Genomic DNA, 21641 nt, shown 5'->3' with positions numbered 1-21641 from the left:
GGGACGCGGGGGCAGCGCGGCGGCTCGCCCGGCGGTCCCGCTCACGGGGTGAGCAGGGTCTTGCCGACCGCCGCCCGGTCCTCGACGGCGCGGTGCGCGTCGGCGGCGCGGTCCAGCGGGAACGTCCGCCCCACCAGCGGCGTCACCCGGCCGGCCGCGACGGCGTCCAGGGCGGCCAGCAGGTGCGCCCGCCTGGTCTGCGGCCCGGCCGCCTGCAGGGCCCCGATGTCGGTGACCGCGATGCCCCGGGCGCGGGCCGAGGCGGGTTCGGGGACGGCGAAGCCGCCGGCCGGCGCGCCGTACGCGCAGACCCGTCCGCCCGCTGCCACCAGGTCGTGCGCGGCCCGGCCGTACGCGCCGCCGGCACCGTCGAGGAGCACGTCGACGCCGCCGAGGACGGCGCGTACCCGGTCGGTCCAGTCCGGGGCGGAGTAGTCCACGACGTCGGTGACGCCGAGGCGACGCAGCGCGTCCCCCTTGGCCGTCCCCCGGGCCGCCGCGACCACCCGGGCCCCCGCGGCCCGCGCCGCCTGGACCAGCAGCGCGCCCGCTCCCCCGGCGGCGGCGGTGACCAGCACCCGGTCGCCGGGGCGCACGCCGGCCAGGTCGAGCACGGCGAACGCGGTGGCGCCGTCGGTGAGCAGGGCCGCGGCGTCCCGCAGCGACACCGCCGCAGGCACGGCGAGGACGTTGTCGACCGGCACCGGGGCCCGGTCCAGGTAGCCGCCGACCGCTCCGGTCCGGGCGACCACCCGCCGGCCGGCCCAGGCCGGATCGACGCCGGGCCCCACCGCGCTCACCGTGCCGGAAACCCCCGACCCGGGGCGGTACGGGGGCCGGACCGGGAACCACTGCCCGGCCCGGCCCGCGCGGATCGCCGTGTCGATCCAGAGCACGTTGGCGTACGCCGTCTCGACGACCACCTCGCCCGGCCCGGGCGACGGGTCGGGGTCCTCCGTCAGGGTCAGCACCTCCGGCCCGCCGAACCGGGCCACCTCGACCACTCGCATCCCGCACCTCTGTGTCGCTCGACCGTGTGCGCACAGCGTCGGAGGTGAAGCGGGGTTGAGGTCAACCGGCGCGCGGGGTGGGCCGGGTCACGGGTTCTCCGGGTCCAGGTTGCGTTCGCGCAGCAGCGCGTCCAGCTTGGCCTCGATCCGGTCGTCGGATTCCCGCGACTGGGACGAGCCCCAGTAGTAGAAGAGGGCCAGCCCGGCGGCCTGCCAGATCAACTGGAGGAACTCCGACTGCCAGTTCTCGAAGGTGCTCGCGAAGAACTGCGGCAGGAACTCGGACCAGGCGAACGCCTGGCCGTGCTGGCTCGCCTCGTTGCGCTGCACGACGAGCTGGAAGAGGAACTGGCCGACCCACGAGAAGAGGAAGAGCGCGCCGGTGACCAGCGCGAAGGCGTACGCCCTGGGCCATCGCGGCTTACGGAACGGTGGGCCGGCCGCCGGGCCGCGACTGCGGCCACCCCCGGTGTCGGCGCTGACGGACGGGCGCGTGCCGGTCGGTGTGCTGGTCTCCGCCATCACGATCCCCCTCTCGATAGTCGATCTCACCCGTGATGTGCCCCGCCCCGACCCGGTCGAAACCGTGCTGAACAGGGACGGAGACCGCGAACGACACTCCCCCCTTGTTGCCAGTAGTTGGCAACAAGGTCTGGACGTCGACTGAGGGCGTAACTAGCCTGATGCGCATGACTCCTTACATCAGCGAGGGTGTGGGCGAGGCGGCCGCCGGGCGCCCCGCGACGATCACCGCGGGTTCCGCCGACCTCGCCGTCTCCGACCCCGCCGACCCCGACCCCGCCGTTTCCGGGCTCGCCGCGACGGCGGCGGCCTGGCAGGAGAGCTGGGACCGGCAGCAGGAGGGGTTCATGCCGGACCGGGAGGAACGCCTCGCCGCCATGCTCGACGCCGTCGAGGCCGTGGTCGACACGGACTCGCCCCGTCTGCTCGACCTCGCCGGTGGCACCGGCACGATCACGCTGCGCGCCCTGGCCCGCTTCCCCCGGGCCCGGGTCACCCTGGTCGACCTCGACCCGGCCCTGCTCGCCCTGGCCCGCGCGTCGCTGGGCGACCGGGCCGTCGTGCTCGCCGCCGACCTGGCCCGTCCCGACTGGCCCGGCCGGCTGCCGCACCGCGACTACGACGCCGTGCTCACCGCCACCGCCCTGCACTGGCTGCCCGCCGACCGCCTCACCGAGCTCTACGGCGAGCTGCGCGACCTGCTGCGCCCGGGCGGGCTGTTCGTCAACGCCGACCGGATGCCCGACGACGCGCTGCCGACGCTGACCGACCGGTTGACGGCCCGCGCCCGGGAGCGACGCGCCGCCCGGTACGCCGCGGGCGCGGCCCTGTCCTGGTCCGACTGGTGGGCGCGGGCCGGCGCCGACCCGGTGCTGGGTCCGCTGGTGCGGCGCCGCCACGAGATCTACCCGACCGGGCACAGCCCCGAGTGGAACCCGCCGGTCTCCTGGCACCTCGGCGCGCTGACCGCCGCCGGCTTCACCGAGGCCGGCACGCTGTGGCGGGGCGGCGCGGACGCGGCGGTGGCCGCCCTGCACTGACGCGCCACCCCGCGCCGCCCCTTGATCGTCTGCGCGGAAAGGAGACGACACGCCGGCCGCACTCTCCGTTTCCCGCAGACGATCAAGGGGCCCTCCGGCGGGGCGGCGGGGGTAGGCTCGCGCTCGTACGCCCAGGCGGCTGGCGGGAGGGCGAGGGTGACAGAACCGACCCCGCGCCGGGTCGACCCCGACGTCGACCTGCGGGTGCCGGCCGACCGGGGTGAACTGCGCGCCCACCCGGCGGTCGTGCTCGGCGTCATCGCGGCCGGGGGCGTGCTCGGCGCGCTCGCCCGGGCGGGCGTCCAGGCGGCGTTCCCACACCCGCCGACCGGGTTCGGCTGGGCGACGTTCGGCGTCAACGTGTCCGGATGCCTGCTGATCGGCGCCCTGATGGCGGTGGTCACCACCGGCCGCGTCCCGCCGCTCACCCGACCGTTCCTGGGCGTGGGCGTGCTCGGCGGCTACACCACCTTCTCCACGTACGTGGTGGACGTGCGGCAGGCTGCGGCCGCCGGTGCGGCGGGCACCGCGCTGGCGTACCTCGCCGCCACCCTGCTGGGGGCGGTCGCCGCGGTCTGGGTCGGCGACGCCGCCGCCGGCCGGCTGCTCGGCCGCGCGACCGGCGCGCGAGAGGGCGAGACGGCGACGGGGCGCCCGGGCGCCGACGGGGCACGGGCCGACGGCGGGCCGTCGTGACGGTCCTGCTGATCGCCCTCGGCGCGGCCGTCGGGGCGCCGCTGCGTTACCTCACCGACCGGGCCGTGCAGTCCCGGCACGCCTCGCCGTTCCCCTGGGGCACCCTGACCGTGAACGTGGTCGGCTCGCTGGTGCTCGGCGCCCTGGTCGCCGCGCCGGTGGGTCCGGCGGTGAACGCGCTGCTCGGCACCGGCTTCTGCGGCGCGCTCACCACCTACTCCACCTTCGGGTACGAGACGCTGCGCCTGGCCCGCGACGGCTCCCGCCTGCTCGCGCTGGTGAACGCGCTGACCAGCGTCGCCGCCGGGCTGGGCGCGGCGACGCTGGGTTACGCGGCGACCCGCGCGCTGGTCGGCTAGCTCCCGGGGGAGGTCGTGTGGTCGAGGATCACCTCGGCCAGCCGGGGCGCGATCACCTCCGGCAGGGCGTGGCCGAGCCCGGGGACGGTGACGAGCCGGGCGTTGCCCAGCAGCGTCGCGAGGTGCCGCGCGGAGGCGGTGCCGGCGACCGGGTCGGCCGGGGAGTCGACCACGAGGACGGGGGTGGTGACCGCCGCCAGCTCGCCGGCGCGGTCGAGGCCACCCTGGTCCGCGCGGGCGTGCGCGGCCGGGTTCTCGTGCCGCCCCGCGTGCGCCATGATGCGCTCCTCCCGACGCCGGAACTCCTCGGCGTCGAAGGGCGACTCGCCGCCGTTGAGGACGCGCCAGTGCCGCACGCGCCAGGCCAGTTCGGCGTCGCGGTCCCGTGGTTCGAGCATGGTCTCCCACAGCGCCAGCAGCTCGGGGGCGATCCCGGGCCCGTCGGCCGGGCCACCGTCGAGGGGGGTGGTGCCGATGAGGGTGGCCGTCGCCACGCGCTCCGGGTGGTCGAGCAGCAGCAGTTGCGTCAGCGTGCCGCCCAGCGACATGCCGACCACGTGGGCACGGTCGATCCCCAGGGCGTCGAGGACCCGTACGGCGTCGGCGGCGAGCGCGGTGAGCGGGTAGGGGTCCTCGTCGAAGGACCACGTCGACCGCCCGGTGTCGCGGTGGTCGTAACGCACGACCCGGTGCCGGCGGGCCAGCGCGTCCAGGAGGGCTTCCGGCCAGGTCAGGCCCGAGGCGTTCGCACCCATGACGAGCAGCAGTGCCCGTGCGCGCGGGTCGCCGCGTTCCTCGGCCCACAGCCGGACGCCGGGCGCGACGGTGATCTCGTGTTCCACAACCCCACCCTCCCGGATGGCCGGTTCACCGTCCACTGGGTTACCGGCCTACGGTTCGGTCGGGGGCGATCATGGCGCGGGAGACCAACTAGGATGAGCAGGTGACGAGCACGCCCCGGCAAGCCGAAGCCCGCATCGGTCCGATCGGCGCGCTGTTGTGCCGGCTGGTGTTCCTCGCCATCTGCCTGCCCGGGCCGGCCCTGCTCGTCGCCGGCCTGACGATGGACCCGCCACCGTCGCCCAAGGACTTCTGGGGCATGCTCGCCGGTGACGTGTTCATGACGATTGTCTGCGTCGGCTTCGGTGTCTTCGGCTTGCGGGTGGTCGCCCGGTCGCGACGCGACGCGCGTCAACTGTCCGCCGCGGGCGTCGCCGCGACGGCGGAGGTTCTCACCGTGGCGGACCGCGTGGACGGAGAAGACCCCGGGCTGACGCTCCGCCTGCGCATCAGCGGGCCCGGGTTCGCCCCGTTCGAGGCGGACGTGAACCACCCCGTCGACCCAGCCCTCGTGCCTGGCGCGACGCTGCCCGCCACCGTCGACCCCGCTGACCGTCTCTTCTCGATCCCCTGACGGCCTGGGGCAGCGTCGTCCGGGCTTTTCCCGCCCGATGTCACGGCTCGCCGGAGTGCGGTCGAGTGGTCGCCCCGCTGCCGGCGCGGATCACGCCGGTCGCCCGGTCACGCGGTCACCTTGGCGACGAACGCGGCGAGGTGGGCCACGGTCCGCTGGATCTTCTCCTCCAAAGTGATCGACTCCTGGAGGCGTGCGCCGGGCCCCGCGTCCTTCCTGCCGCGCACGTACAGGGAACAGGCGAGGTCGCTGCAGATGTACGTGCCCACGGTGTTGCCCTGCTGTCCGGGCTTGCCCGCCCGGCGCGCGACCATGAGAGAGACGCCGCCGGCCGGGGTGGTGAGGCAGATCGAGCACATGCCGCGCGGTCGCTGCGCGGCGGTGGGGCTGGGGCAGCGCAGTGCGAGGGCCGTCGGGCGGCCGTCGAGGGCGGTGGCGAGGTAGGCGCGGTCCGGGGCCTGCGGGTCCCGCCAGCCGAGGTAGTCCAGGTCGCTCCAGGGGCGTTCGGCCAGGTCACGCGGCACGGAGAGGCGCTTCGACTCGCCCTTGGTGCAGTTGACGAACGCGGCGCGGATCTGTTGTTCGGTCAGTGGCTCCATGGCCGGCACGCTAGGCTGCCTAAAATCTTTAGGCAAACGCTTAATGAGTTTAAGCAACGAGGAGGACCATGGTCCGCGCCGGACTCACCGCAGAACGCCTGACCCTGGCCGGGGCCGAGCTGGCCGACGAGGTCGGCTTCGAGCAGGTGACCGTCTCGGCGGTCGCCAGGCGGTTCGGCGTCACGGTCGCCAGCCTCTACTCGCACCTGCGAAACTCCCAGGACCTCCGGACCCGGATCGCCCTGCTCGCCCTCGACGAGCTCGCCACCCGCGCCGCCGACGCCCTGGCCGGGCGGTCCGGCAAGGACGCGCTGACCGCCCTGGCGAACGTCTACCGCGACTACGCCCGGGAGCACCCGGGCCGCTACGCCGCCGCCCAGCTCCGGCTCGACCCGGCCACGGCCGCCGCCAGCGCCGGCGTCCGGCACGCGCGGATGATCCGGTCGATCCTGCGCGGGTACGACCTGACCGAGCCCGACCAGACGCACGCCGTGCGCCTGCTGGGCAGCGTCTTCCACGGCTACGTCAGCCTGGAGCTGGCAGGCGGGTTCGACCACAGCGCCCCCGACACGCAGGAGACCTGGACCCGCATCCTGGACGCCCTCGACGCCCTCCTACACACCTGGCCCCCGCCCGACCCCCGCCCCGCCCCACCCCCGCCCACACCCCGGTGATCAAGAGGTTTGCGTCACCGTCGAGATCACCCTTGACACTTTCCTCTTGATCACCGACGCGGGGCGACGCGGGCGGGGCGGGGCAAGGGCTGGTGGGTCAGGGTGGGGTGGGGCGGGCGGCCAGGACCAGGAGGAGTTCCGTGCGGGCGGTCGGGTCGGTCAGGTCGTCGCCGTACAGCTCGCGCAGGCGTCGGATGCGGTAGCTGACGGTCTGCGGGTGCACGTACAGCTCCGTGGCCACCTCGGCGCGCGAACCCCAGTGCCGCAGCCAGCTGTGCAGGGTGGCCAGCAGGCTCTCCCGCTGCGCCGGGCGCAGGTGCGCCAGGGGCGCCAGCCGGCGAGCGGTGAGCACGGCCAGCGCGCCGGCCTCCCCGCGTAGGGTCAGCGCGATCAGGTGGTCGTCGACGAAGACCGGCCCCGGGTCGGCCCCGGTCGGTCCGGCGGTCAGCTCGGCGAGCCGGAGGGCCGCCGGCACCTGCGCCCAGCCCAGGGCCGGCCCCACCACCGCCCCGCGCCCCGCGAGGGCCTCGGCGAGCTGCGGTCGGGCGGAGCGCGGGCCGGCCCGCAGCAGCAGCACGGCGTCGCGTCCGCGTTCGACCACGAGGCCGTCCGCGCCGTAGCGGAACCGGGCGTCGCGGGCCTGCTCCAGCGGAAGCAGCACCGGCACCACCTCGTCGAGGTGCGGCCAGCCGATCCGGGCGGCGGCGGCCCCGACGGCGGCGGGCAGGCCGTCGCCGCGCAGCAGCAGCTCGGCGAGCTGCCGGCGCCGCCGGTCGCCCTCCCCGGCCTGCTCGCGCAGTTGCAGGGCGTAGCCGTCGGTGCTCGCGGCGGCCAACTCGTCGACGTACGCGGTGATCGCGTCGGACAGGTCGATCAGCTCCGCGGTGTCGACGGGGCGCAGCCGGGCCAGCGACTCCGACGCGGTGCGCAGCATCAGCCGCGCCGCCGTCCGTTGCGCCGCCAGCAGCGCCTCCGGCCCGCGGTCCTCGCGCGCCTCGCCCGCGCCGAGCGCCACGAACACGTCCCGCACGCGCGGCGGCAGGGCGGGCTCGGCGGTGCCGACGAGGTCGACGAAGCGCTCGAAGGCGACCTGCACGGCGGTGCGCATGTCCCGGGCGAACTTGGCGTCGGAGATGGCGGCGAAGGCCGGGGTGGCCTCGGTGACCGCCGCGGCGACCGCCCCGACGGTGGCGGGCAGGTGGGGTCGCATCGCGGCGGACAGGTCGGCGGGGAGCCGCTGCCAGGGCGTGGCGGGGGCGGTCATCCCGCGATTTTGTCACGCAGTGACAATCGAGGGCCCGATTCTCGCGTCCGGCGGGACGGTGCTCCGCGTCGGCCGCCCGGCGACGATGGACCGCGACGGGCACCCCCGCCGATCCGCCGTGGCCCGACCGAGGAGAGCGCCGTGGAGCACCGTACGTCCCGCCAGCACGTCGTCGACATGTGCCGCACCATGCTCGCCCGCGGCTACCTCAAGGCCACGGAGGGCAACGTGTCGGTCCGCGTCCCCGGCCACGAGCTGTACGCGGTCACCCCCAGCAACTACGACTACGACCGGATGCGCGTCGAGGACGTCTGCATCGTCGACTTCGCCGGCAAGCACGTGCCCGACGGCTCCGGCACGGGACTCGCGCCGTCGATCGAGTGCGGGATGCACGCCAACATCTACCGGCAGCGGCCGGACGTCAACGCGATCGTGCACACCCACCAGCCGTACGCCTCGGCGCTGGCCTTCCTGCGCCGGCCGATCCCGGCGCTGACCGACGAGCAGGTGCGCTTCCTCGGCAAGCGGGTCGCCATCGTCGACTACGCCCCGTCGGGCACCGGGTTCCTGGCGCGCAACGTGCAGAAGAAGGTCGCCGGCGGCGACAACGCGTTCATCATCGCCAACCACGGGATCGTGGCCCTCGGCACCGACCCGGACCGGGCGGTGTTCAACATGGCGCTGCTGGAGAAGGTGTCGATCGCCTACCTGCTGGCGCTGACCACCGAGACCGGGAAGGTCTACACGATCCCGACGGCCATCCGCGAGGTCGCCTTCGGCAAGCTGCGCGCCGACGAGAAGCGGATCGCCGCGCAGATCACCGAGGCGGTGCCGCCGCTGCGGGTGCCCGCCGACGAGGAGCCGCCCAGCGCCGACGCGACGGCCGCCGCGCTCGCCGCGCCCATCGAGGGAAAGCTCACCGCGCCCACCGAGGGGAAGACGGAAGGCGGCGAGGCGGCCCGGCTCGGGTACGCGATCAGCGAGTATCCCGACGTCGACGACGTGCTGCGCCGGCTGAAGGCGCTGGTCGCCCAGCCGATCCGCGGGCTGCGCCACGACGCGCTGCTCGACGTGCTCAACTACTACGACACCAAGTGCCGGGCCAGCAGGGAGATCACCGACCGGGCGAAGCGGCGCATCCCCGGCGGCGTCCAGCACAACCTGGCGTTCAACTACCCGTTCCCCCTCGCCATCGAGCGGGCCGAGGGCGCGCACCTGGTCGACCGCGACGGCAACACCTACATCGACTTCCTGCAGGCCGGCGGCCCGACGATCCTGGGCAGCAACTACGGGCCGGTCAACGAGCGGGTCGCGGAGGTGGTGCGGGCGTCCGGGCCGGTCACCGGCCTGTTCCACGAGTACGAGCTGAAGCTCGCCGAGATCATCCACCGGTACCTGCCGCACGTGGAGATGTACCGGGCGCTCGGCTCGGGCACCGAGGCGGTGATGGCCGCCGTGCGCGGGGCGCGGGCGTTCACCGGCAAGAAGATGGTGATCAAGGTCGGCGGCGCGTACCACGGCTGGTCCGACACGATGGTCTACGGCCTGCGGGTGCCCGGCACCTACCGGATGAACGCCAAGGGCATCCCGTTCGGCGCGACCAGCCGCACCCGGGAGGCGTTCCCGCACGACCTGGGGCAGCTGCGGCGCAAGCTGATCGAGAACCGGCTGCGGGGCGGCACGGCCGCCGTCGTGGTCGAGCCCGTCGGCCCGGAGTCCGGCACCCGGCCGGTGCCGCGCGACTTCAACGCCAAGGTACGCCAGCTCTGCGACGAGTTCGGCGCGCTGCTGATCTTCGACGAGGTGGTCACCGGGTTCCGCCTCGGCCTGGGCGGCGCGGCCGGCTACTTCGGCGTCACCCCCGACCTGACGGTGCTGGGCAAGGCGGTCTCCGGCGGGTACCCGATGGCCGGCGGCGTCGGCGGTCGCGCCGACGTGATGGCGGTCTTCGGCTCCGGCCTGGACGGCAAGAGCGGCGCGCACATCCAGGTCGGCGGGACCCTGTCGGCGAACCCGCTGTCCTGCGCGGCCGGCTACTTCGCCATCGAGGAGATGGCCCGCACGAACGCGCCGGTGATCGCCGGGCGGGCCGGCGACCGGCTCACCCGGGGACTGCAGCGGCTCATCGACCGCTACGGCCTGCCGTACGTCGCCTACAACCAGGGCTCGATCGTGCACCTGGAGTGCAGCGGCGTCATGCTGCTGGACATGCGCCACCCGGTGAAGCTGCTCAAGGAGAACAAGGCCCGCAAGCGGCTGATGGAGCAGATGGGCGCGGCGTACGCTGCGCACGGCATCATCACCCTGGCCGGCTCGCGGATGTACACCTCGATGGCCGACACCGACGAGGTCATCGACGACGCGCTCGCGCGGTTCGACCAGGTGTTCGCGCTGGTCGAAGGAGTCTGAGCCGGTGGCAGGCACGGCACCGCAGGTGCTCGCGATCGACCTGGGCACCTCGGGGATGAAGGCGGCCCTGGTCGCCGCCGACGGCACCGTCACCGGCTGGGCCGAGCGGGCCGTGCCGCTGCGGGTGCTGCCCGGCGGCGGCGCCGAGCAGGATCCGCGCGCCTGGTGGGACGCGCTCGGGCAGGTCGCCGCCGACCTGGGCCGGGCCCACCCCGAGCACCTGCGCGCGGTCACCGTGGTGTGCGCCTCCACCCAGGGCGAGGGGACCATCGCCGTCGACGCGGCCGGGGAGCCGCTGACGGCGTGCATCAGCTGGCTGGACATGCGGGGCGCGGCGAACCTGCGCCGCCAGTTCGGCGGCTTCCCCGCGTACCACGGGATGTCGGTGCGTCGGATCGCGCGCTGGCTGCGGCTCACCGGCGGCATGCCGTCGCCGACCGGCAAGGACCCGGCGGCGCACATGCTGCTGGTCCGCGACGAGATGCCGCAGGTGTACGCGCGCACCGCGTCGTTCCTCAACGTGCTCGACTGGATCAACCTGAAGCTGACCGGGCGGACGGTGGCCACCGTCGACTCGATCCTCACCTCGTGGGTGACCGACAACCGGCGGCCGGGCGACGTCCGCTACTCCCCCGCCCTGGTCGCCGACTGCGGCATCGACCGGGACAAGCTGCCGCCGGTCGTCGCCTGCACCGACGTGATCGGCACGCTGTCGCCGGCCGCCGCCGCGCACCTGGGCCTGCCGGAGTCGGTGCGGGTGGTCGCCGGCGCCATCGACAACACGGCCGCCGCGATCGGGGCGGGCACGACCGGCGACAACGAGCCGCACCTGTATCTCGGCACCTCGTCGTGGGTCGCCGCGCACGTGCCGGCGAAGAAGACCGACGTGGTCGCCGGGATCGCCTCCGTGCCGTGCGCCATCCCCGACCGCTACCTGATGACCGCGTTGCAGGCCACCGCCGGGGCGAACCTGACGTGGCTGCGCGACAAGGTCGTCGAGTACGACGACCCGCTGCTGAGCGCCGGGCACGTCAGCCGGGACGAGGGCACGATCTTCGACGCGTTCGACCGGATCATCCCGACGGTGCCGCCGGGCGCGAACGGCGTCATCTACACCCCGTGGCTCTACGGCGAACGCGCCCCGGTCGACGACCCGCACCTGCGCGCGGCGTTCCTCAACATCTCGCTGGACACCAACCGCTCCGACCTGCTGCGGGCGGTCTTCGAGGGCGTCGCGTTCAACACCCGCTGGCTGTTCCGGGCGGTCGACCGGTTCCTCGGCGCGCCGGTCACCTCGCTGGCGATCACCGGCGGCGGCGCGCTGTCGGACTCGTGGTGCCAGATCTTCGCCGACGTGCTCGGCGTCGAGATCCGGCGCGACGCGAACCCCCTGGCGGTCAACGCCCGGGGGGCGGGCTGGATCGGCGCGGTCGGCACCGGGATGGTCGACTTCGCCGACCTGCCCGGCCTGATGCGCAGCGACCGGACGTTCACGCCGACGCCCGCGCACCGGGCCACGTACGACGAGATCTTCGCCGTCTACCGTCAGCTGCACCAGCGGCTGGCCCCCGTCTACCGGCGGCTGCGCCGGTAGACCGCCCGCGCCTGGCGGGCGCGGGCGGCCCGGCCCGTCGGTCAGCCGATGTCGGCCAGCCTCGGCAGCACCTCGTCGGCGATCCGCCGGGTGAACTCCACCGGGTGCCGGTCCGGCATGACCTGCACCTCGGTCACCCCGAGCGCGGCGTACGCGGCCACGTCGGCGACGAACGCGTCGACGTCGGCCAGCGGCGGCCGCATCATGATCGCCGTCTTCTCGATGGTGTCGTAGTCGCGGCCCTCGGCGGCGCAGTGGCCGCGCAGCACGTCCAGCTTGTGGGCCACGTCGTCGGGGCTGGAGCCGAACAGGTTGCACGCGTCGGCGTAGCGGGCGACCAGCAGCAGCGTCTTGCGTTCACCGCCGCCGCCGATCATGATCGGCGGGTGCGGGCGGCGCAGCGGCTGCGGTGAGTTCAGCGTCTCGGCCAGCCGGTAGTGCCGGCCCTCGAAGGGCCCGTCGTCGTCGCCGAACATCTGCCGGCAGATGCGCAGCGTCTCCTCCAGCCGCTCGAACCGCTCGGCCACCGGCACGACCGGCACGCCGAGCCCGCGCTGTTCCCGCTCGTACCAGGACGCGCCGATGCCGAGGCGGGCCCGGCCGCCGGAGAGCACGTCCAGCGTCGTAACGATCTTGGCGAGCAGCCCCGGGTGGCGGTACATGACGCCGGTGACCAGCACACCCAGCGTCATCCGCCGGGTCAGCGCGGCGACGTAGCCGAGGGTCGTGTACGCCTCCAGCATCGGCTCCTCGGCCGGGGCCTGGGCCTCCATCTGGAAGTAGTGGTCCATCACCGTGAAGGACGCGAACCCCGCCTGCTCGGCGAGGGTCGCCGTCTCGGCCAGGGTCGGCGCGATCGCCGCCGGGTCGGCCGGGGTCGAGAACGTCCAGTAGTGCAGCCCGAGTTTCATCTCCACACCTCCGGGTCGAGCCTAGTGGCGTCCGGGCCGTCGCACTGGGTGGGAACGATTCGACGGTTCTGGGCCGGTATCCGGTAGTCTCCCGTTACCAGGCCGAGAGGCGCTGCGACGGGCCCGGCCCGCCACGCTCGACCTGGGAGCATGTGGACCAAGGGCGCCTCCGAGACTTCGGGGGTGGTCGGTGTGGTTTCGTCCGTCGACGGTTCAGGTGCGGTTGCGGCGCTACGGCGGCTGCTGGCCGAGCGCATCGTGGTGCTCGACGGCGCCTGGGGCACGATGCTGCAGGGCGCGAAGCTCTCCCCCGCCGACTACCGGGGCGACCTGATCGGCGACGACCATCCCCGCGACGTCACCGGCGACCCCGACCTGCTCAACCTGACCCGCCCCGACCTGATCCTGGACGTGCACCGGCAATACCTGGCGGCCGGGGCCGACATCACCACCACCAACACGTTCACGGCCACGAGCATCGGGCAGGCCGACTACGGCCTGGAGGCGCTGGCGCGCGAGATGAACGTGCGCGGCGCGCAGCTCGCCCGGCAGGCCGCGGACGAGGCGGGCGGGCGGTTCGTCGCCGGCTCCGTCGGCCCGCTCAACGTCACCCTGTCGCTGTCGCCACGGGTGGAGGACCCCGCGTACCGGGCGGTCACGTTCGACGACGTCAAGGCCGCGTACGCGGAGCAGATGGCGGCGCTGGCCGAGGGCGGGGTCGACCTGCTGCTGGTGGAGACGATCTTCGACACGCTCAACGCGAAGGCGGCGATCGCCGCGGCCCGCGAGGCGGCCCCCCACCTGCCGCTGTGGATCTCCGTCACGGTGGTGGACCTGAGCGGCCGCACCCTGTCGGGGCAGACGGTGGAGGCGTTCTGGCGCTCCATCGCGCACGCCGAGCCGCTGGTCGTCGGCGTCAACTGCGCGCTCGGCGCGGCGGAGATGCGCCCGCACGTGGCGGAGCTGTCCCGGCTGGCCGGCACCTACGTCGCCGCGCACCCCAACGCCGGGCTGCCCAACGCGTTCGGCGGCTACGACCAGACGCCGGAGGAGATCGGCGCGCTGCTCGGCGGCTTCGCCGGGGACGGCCTGGTCAACATCGTCGGCGGCTGCTGCGGGACGACCCCGCCGCACATCGCCGGGATCGCGGCGGCGGTGCGGGGCATGCCGCCACGGCCGGTCGCCCGGGAGACCCCGGCGACCCGGTTCAGCGGTCTGGAGCCGTTCACCATCGGGCCGGACACCGGGTTCGTGATGATCGGCGAGCGCACCAACGTGACCGGCTCGGCGCGGTTCCGCCGGCTCATCGAGGCCGACGACCACCAGGGCGCGGTCGACGTGGCCGTCGAGCAGGTGCGCGGCGGCGCGAACCTGCTGGACGTCAACATGGACGCCGACCTGCTCGACAGCGAGCGGGCGATGACCACGTTCCTCAACCTGATCGCCACCGAGCCCGAGGTGGCCCGGATCCCCATCATGATCGACAGCTCCCGGTGGAGCGTGCTCGAAGCCGGCCTGAAGTGCGTGCAGGGCAAGGGCGTGGTCAACTCGATCAGCCTGAAGGAGGGCGAGGAGCCGTTCCTCGCCCAGGCCCGGACGATCCGCGACTACGGCGCGGGCGTCGTGGTGATGGCCTTCGACGAGCAGGGCCAGGCCGACACCACCGAGCGCAAGGTCCAGATCTGCGGGCGGGCGTACGACCTGCTGGTGGGCAAGGCCGGCTTCGCCCCCGAGGACATCATCTTCGACCCGAACGTGCTGGCCGTGGCCACCGGCATCGCCGAGCACAACGGCTACGCGAAGGCGTTCATCGACGCCCTGCCGCTGATCAAGGCCCGCTGCCCCGGCGCGCGCACCAGCGGCGGCATCTCGAACCTGTCGTTCGCGTTCCGGGGCAACGACGTGGTGCGCGAGGCGATGCACTCGGCGTTCCTGTTCCACGCCGTGCGGGCCGGGCTGGACATGGGCATCGTCAACGCCGGCCAGCTCAGCGTCTACGAGAACATCCCGGCGGACCTCCTCGAACTCGTCGAGGACGTCATCTTCGACCGCCGGCCCGACGCCACCGACCGGCTGGTCACCTTCGCGTCCACGGTCACCGGGTCGGGCACCAAGCGGGAGGTCGACCTGTCCTGGCGGGCCGCGCCCGTCGCCGAGCGGCTCACGCACGCGCTGGTGCACGGCATCGTCGACCACGTCGAGGCCGACACCGAGGAGGCCCGGCTGCTGTTCGACCGGCCCCTCGACGTCATCGAGGGCCCGCTGATGGACGGCATGAAGGTCGTCGGCGACCTGTTCGGCGCGGGCAAGATGTTCCTGCCGCAGGTGGTCAAGAGCGCCCGGGTGATGAAGCGGTCGGTGGCCTACCTCGAGCCGTACATGACCAAGGAGCGGGCCGCCGGGCACGGCCAGGGCAAGGTCGTCCTCGCCACCGTCAAGGGCGACGTGCACGACATCGGCAAGAACATCGTCGGCGTCGTCCTCGGCTGCAACAACTACGAGGTCGTCGACCTGGGCGTGATGGTGCCGGCCGCGCGGATCCTGGACACCGCCGTGGCCGAGGGGGCCGACGCGATCGGCCTGTCGGGGCTGATCACGCCGTCGCTGGACGAGATGGTCGCCGTCGCGGGCGAGATGCAGCGCCGGGGCCTGCGGGTGCCGCTGCTCATCGGCGGCGCGACCACGTCCCGGCAGCACACGGCGGTGCGCATCGCCCCCGCGTACGAGGGGCCGACGGTCCACGTGCTCGACGCGTCCCGGGTCGTCGGCGTGGTCTCCGACCTGCTCGACGCCGACCGGGCGCAGACCCTCGACACGGCCAACCGGGCCGAGCAGGAGCGGCTGCGCGAGCAGCACGCCAACCGGCACGCCCAGCCGCTGCTCACCCTCGCCGAGGCCCGCGCCAACCGCGAGCGGGTCGACTTCGCCGACCTGCCGGTGCCCGCGTTCACCGGCGTACGCGTCGTCGAGCCGTCCCTCACCGAGCTGCGCGAGATGATCGACTGGCAGTTCCTGTTCCTGGCATGGGAGCTGAAGGGCAAGTTCCCGGCGATCCTCGACCAGCCCGTCGCCCGCGAGCTGTACGACGACGCCAACACCCTGCTGGACGCGATCATCGCCGACGGGTCGCTGCGCGCCCGGGGCGCGTACGGCTTCTGGACGGCGCACGCCGAGGGCGACGACATCGTCCTCGATGACGCCGGGGTGCGCCTGCCGATGCTGCGGCAGCAGACCGCCAAGCCCGCCGGCCGGGCCAACCGGTGCCTCGCCGACTACGTCGCGCCGGCCGGCGACCACCTGGGCGGCTTCGCGGTGGCGGTGCACGGCGCGGAGGAGCTGGCCGCCCGCTACGAGGCCGAGCACGACGACTACCGCGCCATCATGGTCAAGGCGCTGGCCGACCGGCTCGCCGAGGCGTTCGCCGAGCACCTGCACCTGCGGGCCCGCCGCGACTGGTTCGAGCCCGACGCCGCCCCGGCGCTGGCGGACCTGCACGCCGAGCGGTTCCGGGGCATCCGGCCCGCGCTGGGCTACCCGGCCAGCCCGGACCACAGCGAGAAGCGGGACCTGTTCGACCTGCTCGGCGCGCAGACGCTGGGCATCGACCTGACGGAGTCGTACGCGATGACGCCTGCGGCCGCCGTCAGCGGGCTGATCTTCGCGCACCCCGACTCGCGGTACTTCACGGTCGGACGGATCGGCCGCGACCAGGCCGAGGACTACGCGGCGCGGCGTCGCGTCGCCCTCGCCGAGGTCGAGCGCTGGCTGCGCCCGAACCTCGCCTACGAGCCGTGACCGGCGCGGCCGGGCCCGCGCGGCGGCGGGCCCGGCCGGCGCGGGGTCAGCCGCCGTTGACCGGGCGGAACGGCGGGACGTGGTGCCGGGCGCGGGCGGTGCGGTTGGTGGTGGTGCAGATCGCGTCGAACATGGTCCGGCCGAGGACCGCGTGCGCCCGCACCGCCGGGTGGGTCGACCCGTAGTTGTCCAGGTCGCCGAGGGAGTCGGCGAACAGCGCGTACGTCAGGGTGGGCGCGCCCGCCGGGTCGAACATGATGCCGGCCTCGTGCCGGGCCGCGCCCAGGTCGTCGTAGTCGGCGCCGTACTTGGTGGCGACCCGGCTGCGCTCGGCCGAGGACATGGTGTGCCGGATGCCGTCGTGGTAGCCGTTGATCCAGCGGAGGATGCCGAGCAGGAAGTCGGCGGACCGGGGGCTCACGATGGTCTTGTTGGCCAGCCGCCACAGCAGGTCGTGGGTCTCGCGGGGCGTGGTGACGCCGAGGTAGAACCGGTTCGGGTTGGCGACGGGCTCGACACGGGTGTGGGTGAATCCCTTCGCGGCGAGGATGTCGTTGATCTCCAGCGCCGGCACCACCCGGCCGCACATCCGCACCGCCGTGTTGTCGGAGACGAGCAGCATCGCGGTGAGGAAGTTGGCGACGGTGACCTGGTCGCCCCAGACGGTCTGCAGGAAGTAGATGCCGCTGCCGCCGAGGATGATGTCGGCGGTCAGGTCGAGCCGCTGGTCCAGCTGCAGCTGCCCGCGATCGATCTTGTCCATCACCGCGACGGCGACGGCGAGCTTCTGCACGCTGTAGCCGTGCGTGACGCGGTCGGCGTCGTCGGCCACGACCGTGGCGAGCGCGCCGGAGCCGTCGACCATCGCGATGTGTGAGTGCCACACGCCACCGGCCGCGGCCTTCTGCTGCAGATAGGTCTGGCGGATCACCTCGGCTCTGCTGCGGGTGCGGATCCCCGGAGCCGGGACGGCCGGTGCCCGGCCCTCGGCGGCGGCGGGTCCGCCGGTGGCGGCGAGCGCGGCGGCGGCCGCGCCCAGCCCGATCGCGGCCCGACGGGTGACGTTGCTGGTCATGTGAACCTCCCCAGTGGTCGGCCACGATGGTCTCAGACGTGTCGATCGGACGGCGTCCCGGCAGGTCGGGACTGCGCCGAGAGATCCCGGTCCGAAGTGGTCAGAGCTGTTACGAGAACGTGACCCCGGCATTTCCCGAAACATGTTGACCAAGACGGATGTGAGCGCTAACACTGACCGGGGCGTGGACGCGCTCCGCACTTTCGGCACGAGGTCCTGGGAGGGAAGCCTGTGTCCAGAAGATTCTTGATGGCACTCGGCAGCGCCGTGCTGGCGCTCAGCATCGCGGCGTGCAGCGGCGAGGGGGCCGGCGGAGGCGGCGACACCGCCGACAAGAAGCCCACCGACCTGACCATCGGCGTCTCGATGCCGACGCAGACCTCGGAGCGGTGGATCGCAGACGGCAACTCGGTGAAGGAGAAGCTGCAGGCCAAGGGCTACAAGGTCGACCTGCAGTACGCCGGGGACGACATCCCCACCCAGTCGCAGCAGATCGACCAGATGATCACGCAGGGCGCGGACGTCCTGATCATCGCGGCGATCGACGGCACGGCCCTCACCGGCCAGCTCCAGGCCGCCGCCCAGGCCAAGATCCCGGTCATCTCCTACGACCGGCTCATCCTCGGCAGCCCCAACGTCGACTTCTACGTCAGCTTCGACAACTACAAGGTCGGCGTCGCCCAGGCCACCGCGCTGCTCGTCGGCCTCGGCCTGCAGAACAAGGACGGCTCCAAGGGCACGGCGACCGGCCCGTTCACCATCGAGCTGTTCGCCGGCTCGCTCGACGACAACAACACGCAGTACTTCTTCGGCGGAGCGATGGACACCCTCAAGCCGTTCTTCGACAACGGCGCGCTGAAGGTGAAGTCCGGCCAGACGAAGATCGAGCAGGCCGCCACCCTGCGCTGGCAGCAGGGGGTCGCCCAGACGCGGATGGAGGACCTGCTGACGTCGAGCTACAACGACGGGTCCAAGGTGGACGGCGTGCTGTCGCCGTACGACGGGATCTCCCGGGGCATCATCACCGCCCTGCAGAACGCCGGCTACGGCAAGGGCAACAAGAAGCTGCCGGTGGTGACCGGCCAGGACGCCGAGATCGCCTCGATCAAGCTCATCAACGACGGCGTGCAGAGCTCCACCGTCTTCAAGGACACCCGGCTGCTGGCCGAGCAGGCCGTCATCGCCGCCGAGGCGTTCCTGCAGGAGAAGCAGCCGCAGGCCAACGACACCACCACCTACAACAACAAGGTCAAGGTCGTCCCGGCGTACCTGCTGCCGATCCAGACCGTCTTCAAGGACGACATCAAGTCCGTCCTCGTCGACTCCGGCTACTGGACGGCCGAGGAGGTCGCGGCCGGGCAGGCCAAGAAGTAGCCCGGTCTCCGTCGGGCCCGGGCGGTCGCCCGGGCCCGACGGACGCCGGCCCGGCCGGCGACGCCACCCGACGACCCGAACAGCGGGAGGATGCCCGTGAGCGACACCATCCTCGAGATGCGCACCATCACCAAGACGTTCCCCGGGGTGGCGGCGCTCCAGGACGTCTCGATCACCGTGCGGCGCGGCGAGATCCACGCCATCTGCGGCGAGAACGGCGCCGGCAAGTCCACCCTGATGAAGGTGCTGTCGGGGGTGTACCCGTCGGGCAGCTACGACGGCGAGATCGTCTTCGACGGCCGCCCCGTGCACTTCCGCGGCATCCGCGACAGCGAGGCCCACGGCATCGTCATCATCCACCAGGAGCTCGCCCTGGTGCCGCACCTGTCGATCGCCGAGAACATCTTCCTCGGCAACGAGCGGCGCGGGCGCAGCGGCCTCATCGACTGGAACCGCGCCAACGCCGACGCGACGGCCCTGCTGGAATCCGTCGGCCTGCGCGAGAACGCCGTGACGCCGATCGCGGCGCTCGGCGTCGGCAAGCAGCAGCTCGTCGAGATCGCCAAGGCGCTGTCGAAGAAGGTGAAGCTGCTCATCCTGGACGAGCCGACCGCCGCCCTCAACGACGTCGACTCGGCCCACCTGCTCGACCTGCTGCGGCGGCTGCGCGACCAGGGCATCACCTGCATCATGATCTCGCACAAGCTGGGCGAGATCACCGCGATCGCCGACTCGATCACCGTCCTGCGCGACGGGCGCACGGTCGAGCGGCTCGACGTGCGCTCCGGCGAGGTGACCCAGGACCGGATCATCCGCGGCATGGTCGGGCGCGACCTGCACAGCTTCTACCCCGACCGGGTGTCGTCCCCCGGCGAGGAGGTGCTGCGGGTGGAGAACTGGACGGTGCGCCACCCCACCCAGGACCGCACGGTGGTCGACGACGTCGGCTTCACCGTCCGCGCCGGCGAGGTCGTCGGCATCGCCGGGCTCATGGGGGCCGGGCGCACCGAGCTGGCCATGAGCATCTTCGGCCGGTCGTACGGGCGCGACATCAGCGGCCGGCTCTTCCTGCGCGGCCGCCCGATCCGGGCGCGCACGGTCGCCGAGGCGATCGGCAACGGCATCGCGTACGCCACGGAGGACCGCAAGCGGTACGGCCTCAACCTCATCGACGACATCCGCCACAACGTCTCGGCGGCGGCGCTGCGCAAGCTCGCCCGCCTCGGCTGGGTGCACGACAACGAGGAGATCCGGGTCGCCGAGGCCAGCCGCCGCGACATGAACATCAAGGCGCCCAGCGTCATGGCGACGGTCGGCAAGCTCTCCGGCGGCAACCAGCAGAAGGTCGTCCTGTCGAAGTGGCTGTTCACCGACCCGGACGTGCTGATCCTCGACGAGCCGACGCGCGGCATCGACGTCGGGGCGAAGTTCGAGATCTACACGATCGTCAACCGGCTCGTGGCGCAGGGCAAGGCGGTCGTGCTCATCTCCTCCGAGCTGCCGGAGCTGCTCGGGATGTGCGACCGCATCTACACGCTCGCGGCGGGCCGGCTCACCGGCGAACTGCCGGCGGGCGAGGCCACCCAGGAGAAGCTCATGCAGCTCATGGCGAAGGACAAGGAACCGGCCTGATGACCGACATCAAATCCTCCTCCCCCGGGCAGCGCCCGCCGGCCGACGGGGCCGCCCCCGCCCTCGCCCTGCACACCGGCATCAGCGACCCGCGTACGCTGATCATGCGCAACCTGCGCCAGAGCGGCATCTTCGTCGCCCTCGTGATCATCGTGGCGCTCTTCGCGGTGCTGACCGACGGCGTCTCGCTGAGCCCGGGCAACATCACCAACATCGTCCTGCAGTACTCCTACATCCTGGTGCTCGCCATCGGCATGGTCATCGTGATCATCGGCGGGCACATCGACCTGTCGGTCGGCTCGGTGGTCGCGCTCACCGGCGCGGTCTCCGCGGTGCTCGTCATCCAGCAGGGCTACCCGTGGTGGCTCGGCGTGCTGGCCGCGTTGGCCGTCGGCCTCGCCGTCGGCGCCTGGCACGGCTTCTGGGTCGCCTACGCCGGCATTCCCGCCTTCATCGTGACCCTCGCCGGCATGCTGCTGTTCCGCGGCCTCACCCTGCGGGTGCTGGACAACATCTCGCTGTCGCCGTTCCCGGGCGAATACCAGCAGATCGCGGCGGGCTTCCTCAACGGGCTGCTCGGCGGGCAGGGCTTCGACGCGTTCACCCTGCTCATCGGCGCGGTGGCGGTCGCCGGGTATGCGGTCGGCGGCTTCCGCACGCGGGTGGCGCGTATCCGCTACCAGCAGCCGGTCGAGTCGTTCCCGCTGTTCGTCGCCCGGGTCGTGCTGGTGGGCGCGGTCGTCATGTACTTCGCCTGGCAGCTGGCGAACGCCCGGGGCCTGCCGATCGTGCTGATCGTCCTCGCGGTGCTCGTCCTCGCGTACGGGCTGCTGACCCGGCGCACCGTGTTCGGCCGCCAGGTCTACGCGATCGGCGGCAACCTTCCCGCCGCCATGCTCTCCGGGGTGAAGGTGAAGACCGTCAACTTCTGGGTCTTCGTCAACATGGGCTTCCTGTCGGCCGTGGCGGGGATCATCTACTCGTCGCGGTCCAACGGGGCGCAGCCCGCCGCCGGCAACATGTTCGAGCTGGACGCGATCGCCGCGGCGTTCATCGGCGGCGCGGCGGTCACCGGCGGGGTCGGCACGGTCGTGGGCGCGATGGTCGGCGGCCTCATCATGGCCGTGATGAGCAACGGCATGCAGCTCATGGGCGTCGACCAGTCGATGCAGTCGGTGGTGAAGGGCCTGGTGCTGCTCGTCGCCGTCGCGTTCGACGTCTACAACAAGCGCCGCGCCGGGTCGGCCCGCTGACGCGTGCGGGCCCGGGGTCA

18 protein-coding genes are annotated in these 21641 nt (G+C 73.0%); 11 read left to right on the top strand and 7 right to left on the bottom strand.

The window, feature by feature from the left end; genetic code table 11:
* Positions 1-41: 41 nt before the first annotated feature.
* Both ACVMYR_RS25915 and ACVMYR_RS25910 read right to left on the bottom strand, forming a co-directional pair.
* Positions 42-1010 carry a zinc-binding dehydrogenase gene (locus tag ACVMYR_RS25915; protein WP_457122994.1) on the bottom strand — a complete coding sequence of 323 codons (969 nt, stop codon included), beginning with the start codon at positions 1008-1010 and terminating at the stop codon, positions 42-44.
* An 87-nt stretch (positions 1011-1097) separates the two neighbouring features.
* Positions 1098-1532: a DUF6766 family protein gene (locus ACVMYR_RS25910; RefSeq protein WP_431894633.1), complete on the bottom strand. Its 435-nt coding sequence runs from the start codon at positions 1530-1532 to the stop codon at positions 1098-1100.
* A gap of 347 nt (positions 1533-1879) precedes the next feature.
* Here ACVMYR_RS25910 and ACVMYR_RS25905 point away from each other — a divergent pair, with 347 nt between their 5' ends.
* From ACVMYR_RS25905 to crcB, 3 genes are all read left to right on the top strand, one after another.
* Positions 1880-2572, top strand: a complete 693-nt coding sequence (locus tag ACVMYR_RS25905; protein WP_228986265.1) for a class I SAM-dependent methyltransferase — start codon at positions 1880-1882, stop codon at positions 2570-2572.
* Between the two features lie 156 nt (positions 2573-2728).
* The gene (locus ACVMYR_RS25900) at positions 2729-3268 is read left to right on the top strand and encodes a CrcB family protein (protein WP_396788428.1); all 540 of its coding nucleotides are present in this window, start codon (positions 2729-2731) and stop codon (positions 3266-3268) included.
* Entirely contained in the window at positions 3265-3627 is a 363-nt protein-coding gene (crcB, locus tag ACVMYR_RS25895; RefSeq protein ID WP_457122993.1) for a fluoride efflux transporter CrcB, read from the top strand. The genes ACVMYR_RS25900 and crcB overlap by 4 nt, the downstream gene beginning before the upstream one ends.
* Here the strand turns inward: crcB and ACVMYR_RS25890 are convergent.
* Entirely contained in the window at positions 3624-4469 is an 846-nt protein-coding gene (locus tag ACVMYR_RS25890) for an alpha/beta fold hydrolase (protein ID WP_457122992.1), read from the bottom strand. The genes crcB and ACVMYR_RS25890 overlap by 4 nt on opposite strands.
* A 101-nt stretch (positions 4470-4570) precedes the next feature.
* On the opposite strand from ACVMYR_RS25890, the gene ACVMYR_RS25885 reads away from it, so the two are divergent.
* Positions 4571-5041 carry a hypothetical protein gene (locus ACVMYR_RS25885; protein WP_077940036.1) on the top strand — a complete coding sequence of 157 codons (471 nt, stop codon included), beginning with the start codon at positions 4571-4573 and terminating at the stop codon, positions 5039-5041.
* Positions 5042-5148: 107 nt separating this feature from the next.
* Here the strand turns inward: ACVMYR_RS25885 and ACVMYR_RS25880 are convergent, their stop codons facing one another.
* Complete coding sequence (locus tag ACVMYR_RS25880) at positions 5149-5640, bottom strand: FBP domain-containing protein (protein ID WP_077940035.1); 492 nt, start codon at positions 5638-5640, stop codon at positions 5149-5151.
* Positions 5641-5708: 68 nt separating this feature from the next.
* On the opposite strand from ACVMYR_RS25880, the gene ACVMYR_RS25875 reads away from it, so the two are divergent.
* Complete coding sequence (locus ACVMYR_RS25875) at positions 5709-6314, top strand: TetR/AcrR family transcriptional regulator (protein ID WP_457122991.1); 606 nt, start codon at positions 5709-5711, stop codon at positions 6312-6314.
* A gap of 97 nt (positions 6315-6411) precedes the next feature.
* Here the strand turns inward: ACVMYR_RS25875 and ACVMYR_RS25870 are convergent, their stop codons facing one another.
* Positions 6412-7578 (bottom strand): PucR family transcriptional regulator, encoded by a 1167-nt coding sequence (locus tag ACVMYR_RS25870; RefSeq protein ID WP_457122990.1) that lies wholly within the window; start codon positions 7576-7578, stop codon positions 6412-6414.
* A 141-nt stretch (positions 7579-7719) separates the two neighbouring features.
* Between ACVMYR_RS25870 and ACVMYR_RS25865 the strand changes: the two genes are divergently transcribed.
* The gene (locus ACVMYR_RS25865; protein WP_457122989.1) at positions 7720-9987 is read left to right on the top strand and encodes an aminotransferase class III-fold pyridoxal phosphate-dependent enzyme; all 2268 of its coding nucleotides are present in this window, start codon (positions 7720-7722) and stop codon (positions 9985-9987) included.
* 4 nt (positions 9988-9991) lie between these two features.
* Positions 9992-11581 carry a xylulokinase gene (locus ACVMYR_RS25860; RefSeq protein ID WP_457122988.1) on the top strand — a complete coding sequence of 530 codons (1590 nt, stop codon included), beginning with the start codon at positions 9992-9994 and terminating at the stop codon, positions 11579-11581.
* Between the two features lie 41 nt (positions 11582-11622).
* On the opposite strand, the gene ACVMYR_RS25855 is transcribed toward ACVMYR_RS25860, so the two are convergent.
* Positions 11623-12492, bottom strand: coding sequence for an LLM class F420-dependent oxidoreductase (locus ACVMYR_RS25855; RefSeq protein WP_457122987.1), 870 nt, complete (start codon positions 12490-12492; stop codon positions 11623-11625).
* Between the two features lie 150 nt (positions 12493-12642).
* Between ACVMYR_RS25855 and metH the strand changes: the two genes are divergently transcribed.
* The gene (metH, locus tag ACVMYR_RS25850; RefSeq protein ID WP_255378747.1) at positions 12643-16287 is read left to right on the top strand and encodes a methionine synthase; all 3645 of its coding nucleotides are present in this window, start codon (positions 12643-12645) and stop codon (positions 16285-16287) included.
* A 46-nt stretch (positions 16288-16333) separates the two neighbouring features.
* On the opposite strand, the gene ACVMYR_RS25845 is transcribed toward metH, so the two are convergent.
* Entirely contained in the window at positions 16334-17362 is a 1029-nt protein-coding gene (locus ACVMYR_RS25845; protein WP_457122986.1) for a serine hydrolase, read from the bottom strand.
* Positions 17363-17611: 249 nt separating this feature from the next.
* On the opposite strand from ACVMYR_RS25845, the gene chvE reads away from it, so the two are divergent.
* The 3 genes from chvE to mmsB all read left to right on the top strand — a co-directional run bounded on the left by chvE (position 17612) and on the right by mmsB (position 21621).
* Positions 17612-18736 (top strand): multiple monosaccharide ABC transporter substrate-binding protein, encoded by a 1125-nt coding sequence (chvE, locus tag ACVMYR_RS25840; RefSeq protein ID WP_096761731.1) that lies wholly within the window; start codon positions 17612-17614, stop codon positions 18734-18736.
* Between the two features lie 96 nt (positions 18737-18832).
* Complete coding sequence (mmsA, locus tag ACVMYR_RS25835; RefSeq protein WP_091280628.1) at positions 18833-20368, top strand: multiple monosaccharide ABC transporter ATP-binding protein; 1536 nt, start codon at positions 18833-18835, stop codon at positions 20366-20368.
* Positions 20368-21621, top strand: coding sequence for a multiple monosaccharide ABC transporter permease (gene mmsB, locus ACVMYR_RS25830; RefSeq protein WP_091280631.1), 1254 nt, complete (start codon positions 20368-20370; stop codon positions 21619-21621). The genes mmsA and mmsB overlap by 1 nt, the downstream gene beginning before the upstream one ends.
* The last annotated feature ends 20 nt before the right edge of the window (positions 21622-21641 follow it).

The sequence above is a fragment of the Micromonospora sp. PTRAS2 genome, from assembly GCF_054052245.1.
This window is presented reverse-complemented; position numbering and strand designations above follow the sequence as displayed.

Coding starts and splice junctions, on each gene's coding strand:
- ACVMYR_RS25880 (WP_077940035.1), bottom strand. CDS start 5,640: ATGGAGCCACTGACCGAACAACAGATCCGCGCCGCGTTCGTCAACTGC.
- chvE (WP_096761731.1), top strand. CDS start 17,612: ATGGCACTCGGCAGCGCCGTGCTGGCGCTCAGCATCGCGGCGTGCAGC.
- mmsB (WP_091280631.1), top strand. CDS start 20,368: ATGACCGACATCAAATCCTCCTCCCCCGGGCAGCGCCCGCCGGCCGAC.
- ACVMYR_RS25875 (WP_457122991.1), top strand. CDS start 5,709: ATGGTCCGCGCCGGACTCACCGCAGAACGCCTGACCCTGGCCGGGGCC.
- ACVMYR_RS25870 (WP_457122990.1), bottom strand. CDS start 7,578: ATGACCGCCCCCGCCACGCCCTGGCAGCGGCTCCCCGCCGACCTGTCC.
- ACVMYR_RS25855 (WP_457122987.1), bottom strand. CDS start 12,492: ATGAAACTCGGGCTGCACTACTGGACGTTCTCGACCCCGGCCGACCCG.
- ACVMYR_RS25910 (WP_431894633.1), bottom strand. CDS start 1,532: ATGGCGGAGACCAGCACACCGACCGGCACGCGCCCGTCCGTCAGCGCC.
- ACVMYR_RS25845 (WP_457122986.1), bottom strand. CDS start 17,362: ATGACCAGCAACGTCACCCGTCGGGCCGCGATCGGGCTGGGCGCGGCC.
- ACVMYR_RS25915 (WP_457122994.1), bottom strand. CDS start 1,010: ATGCGAGTGGTCGAGGTGGCCCGGTTCGGCGGGCCGGAGGTGCTGACC.
- metH (WP_255378747.1), top strand. CDS start 12,643: ATGTGGACCAAGGGCGCCTCCGAGACTTCGGGGGTGGTCGGTGTGGTT.
- ACVMYR_RS25905 (WP_228986265.1), top strand. CDS start 1,880: ATGCCGGACCGGGAGGAACGCCTCGCCGCCATGCTCGACGCCGTCGAG.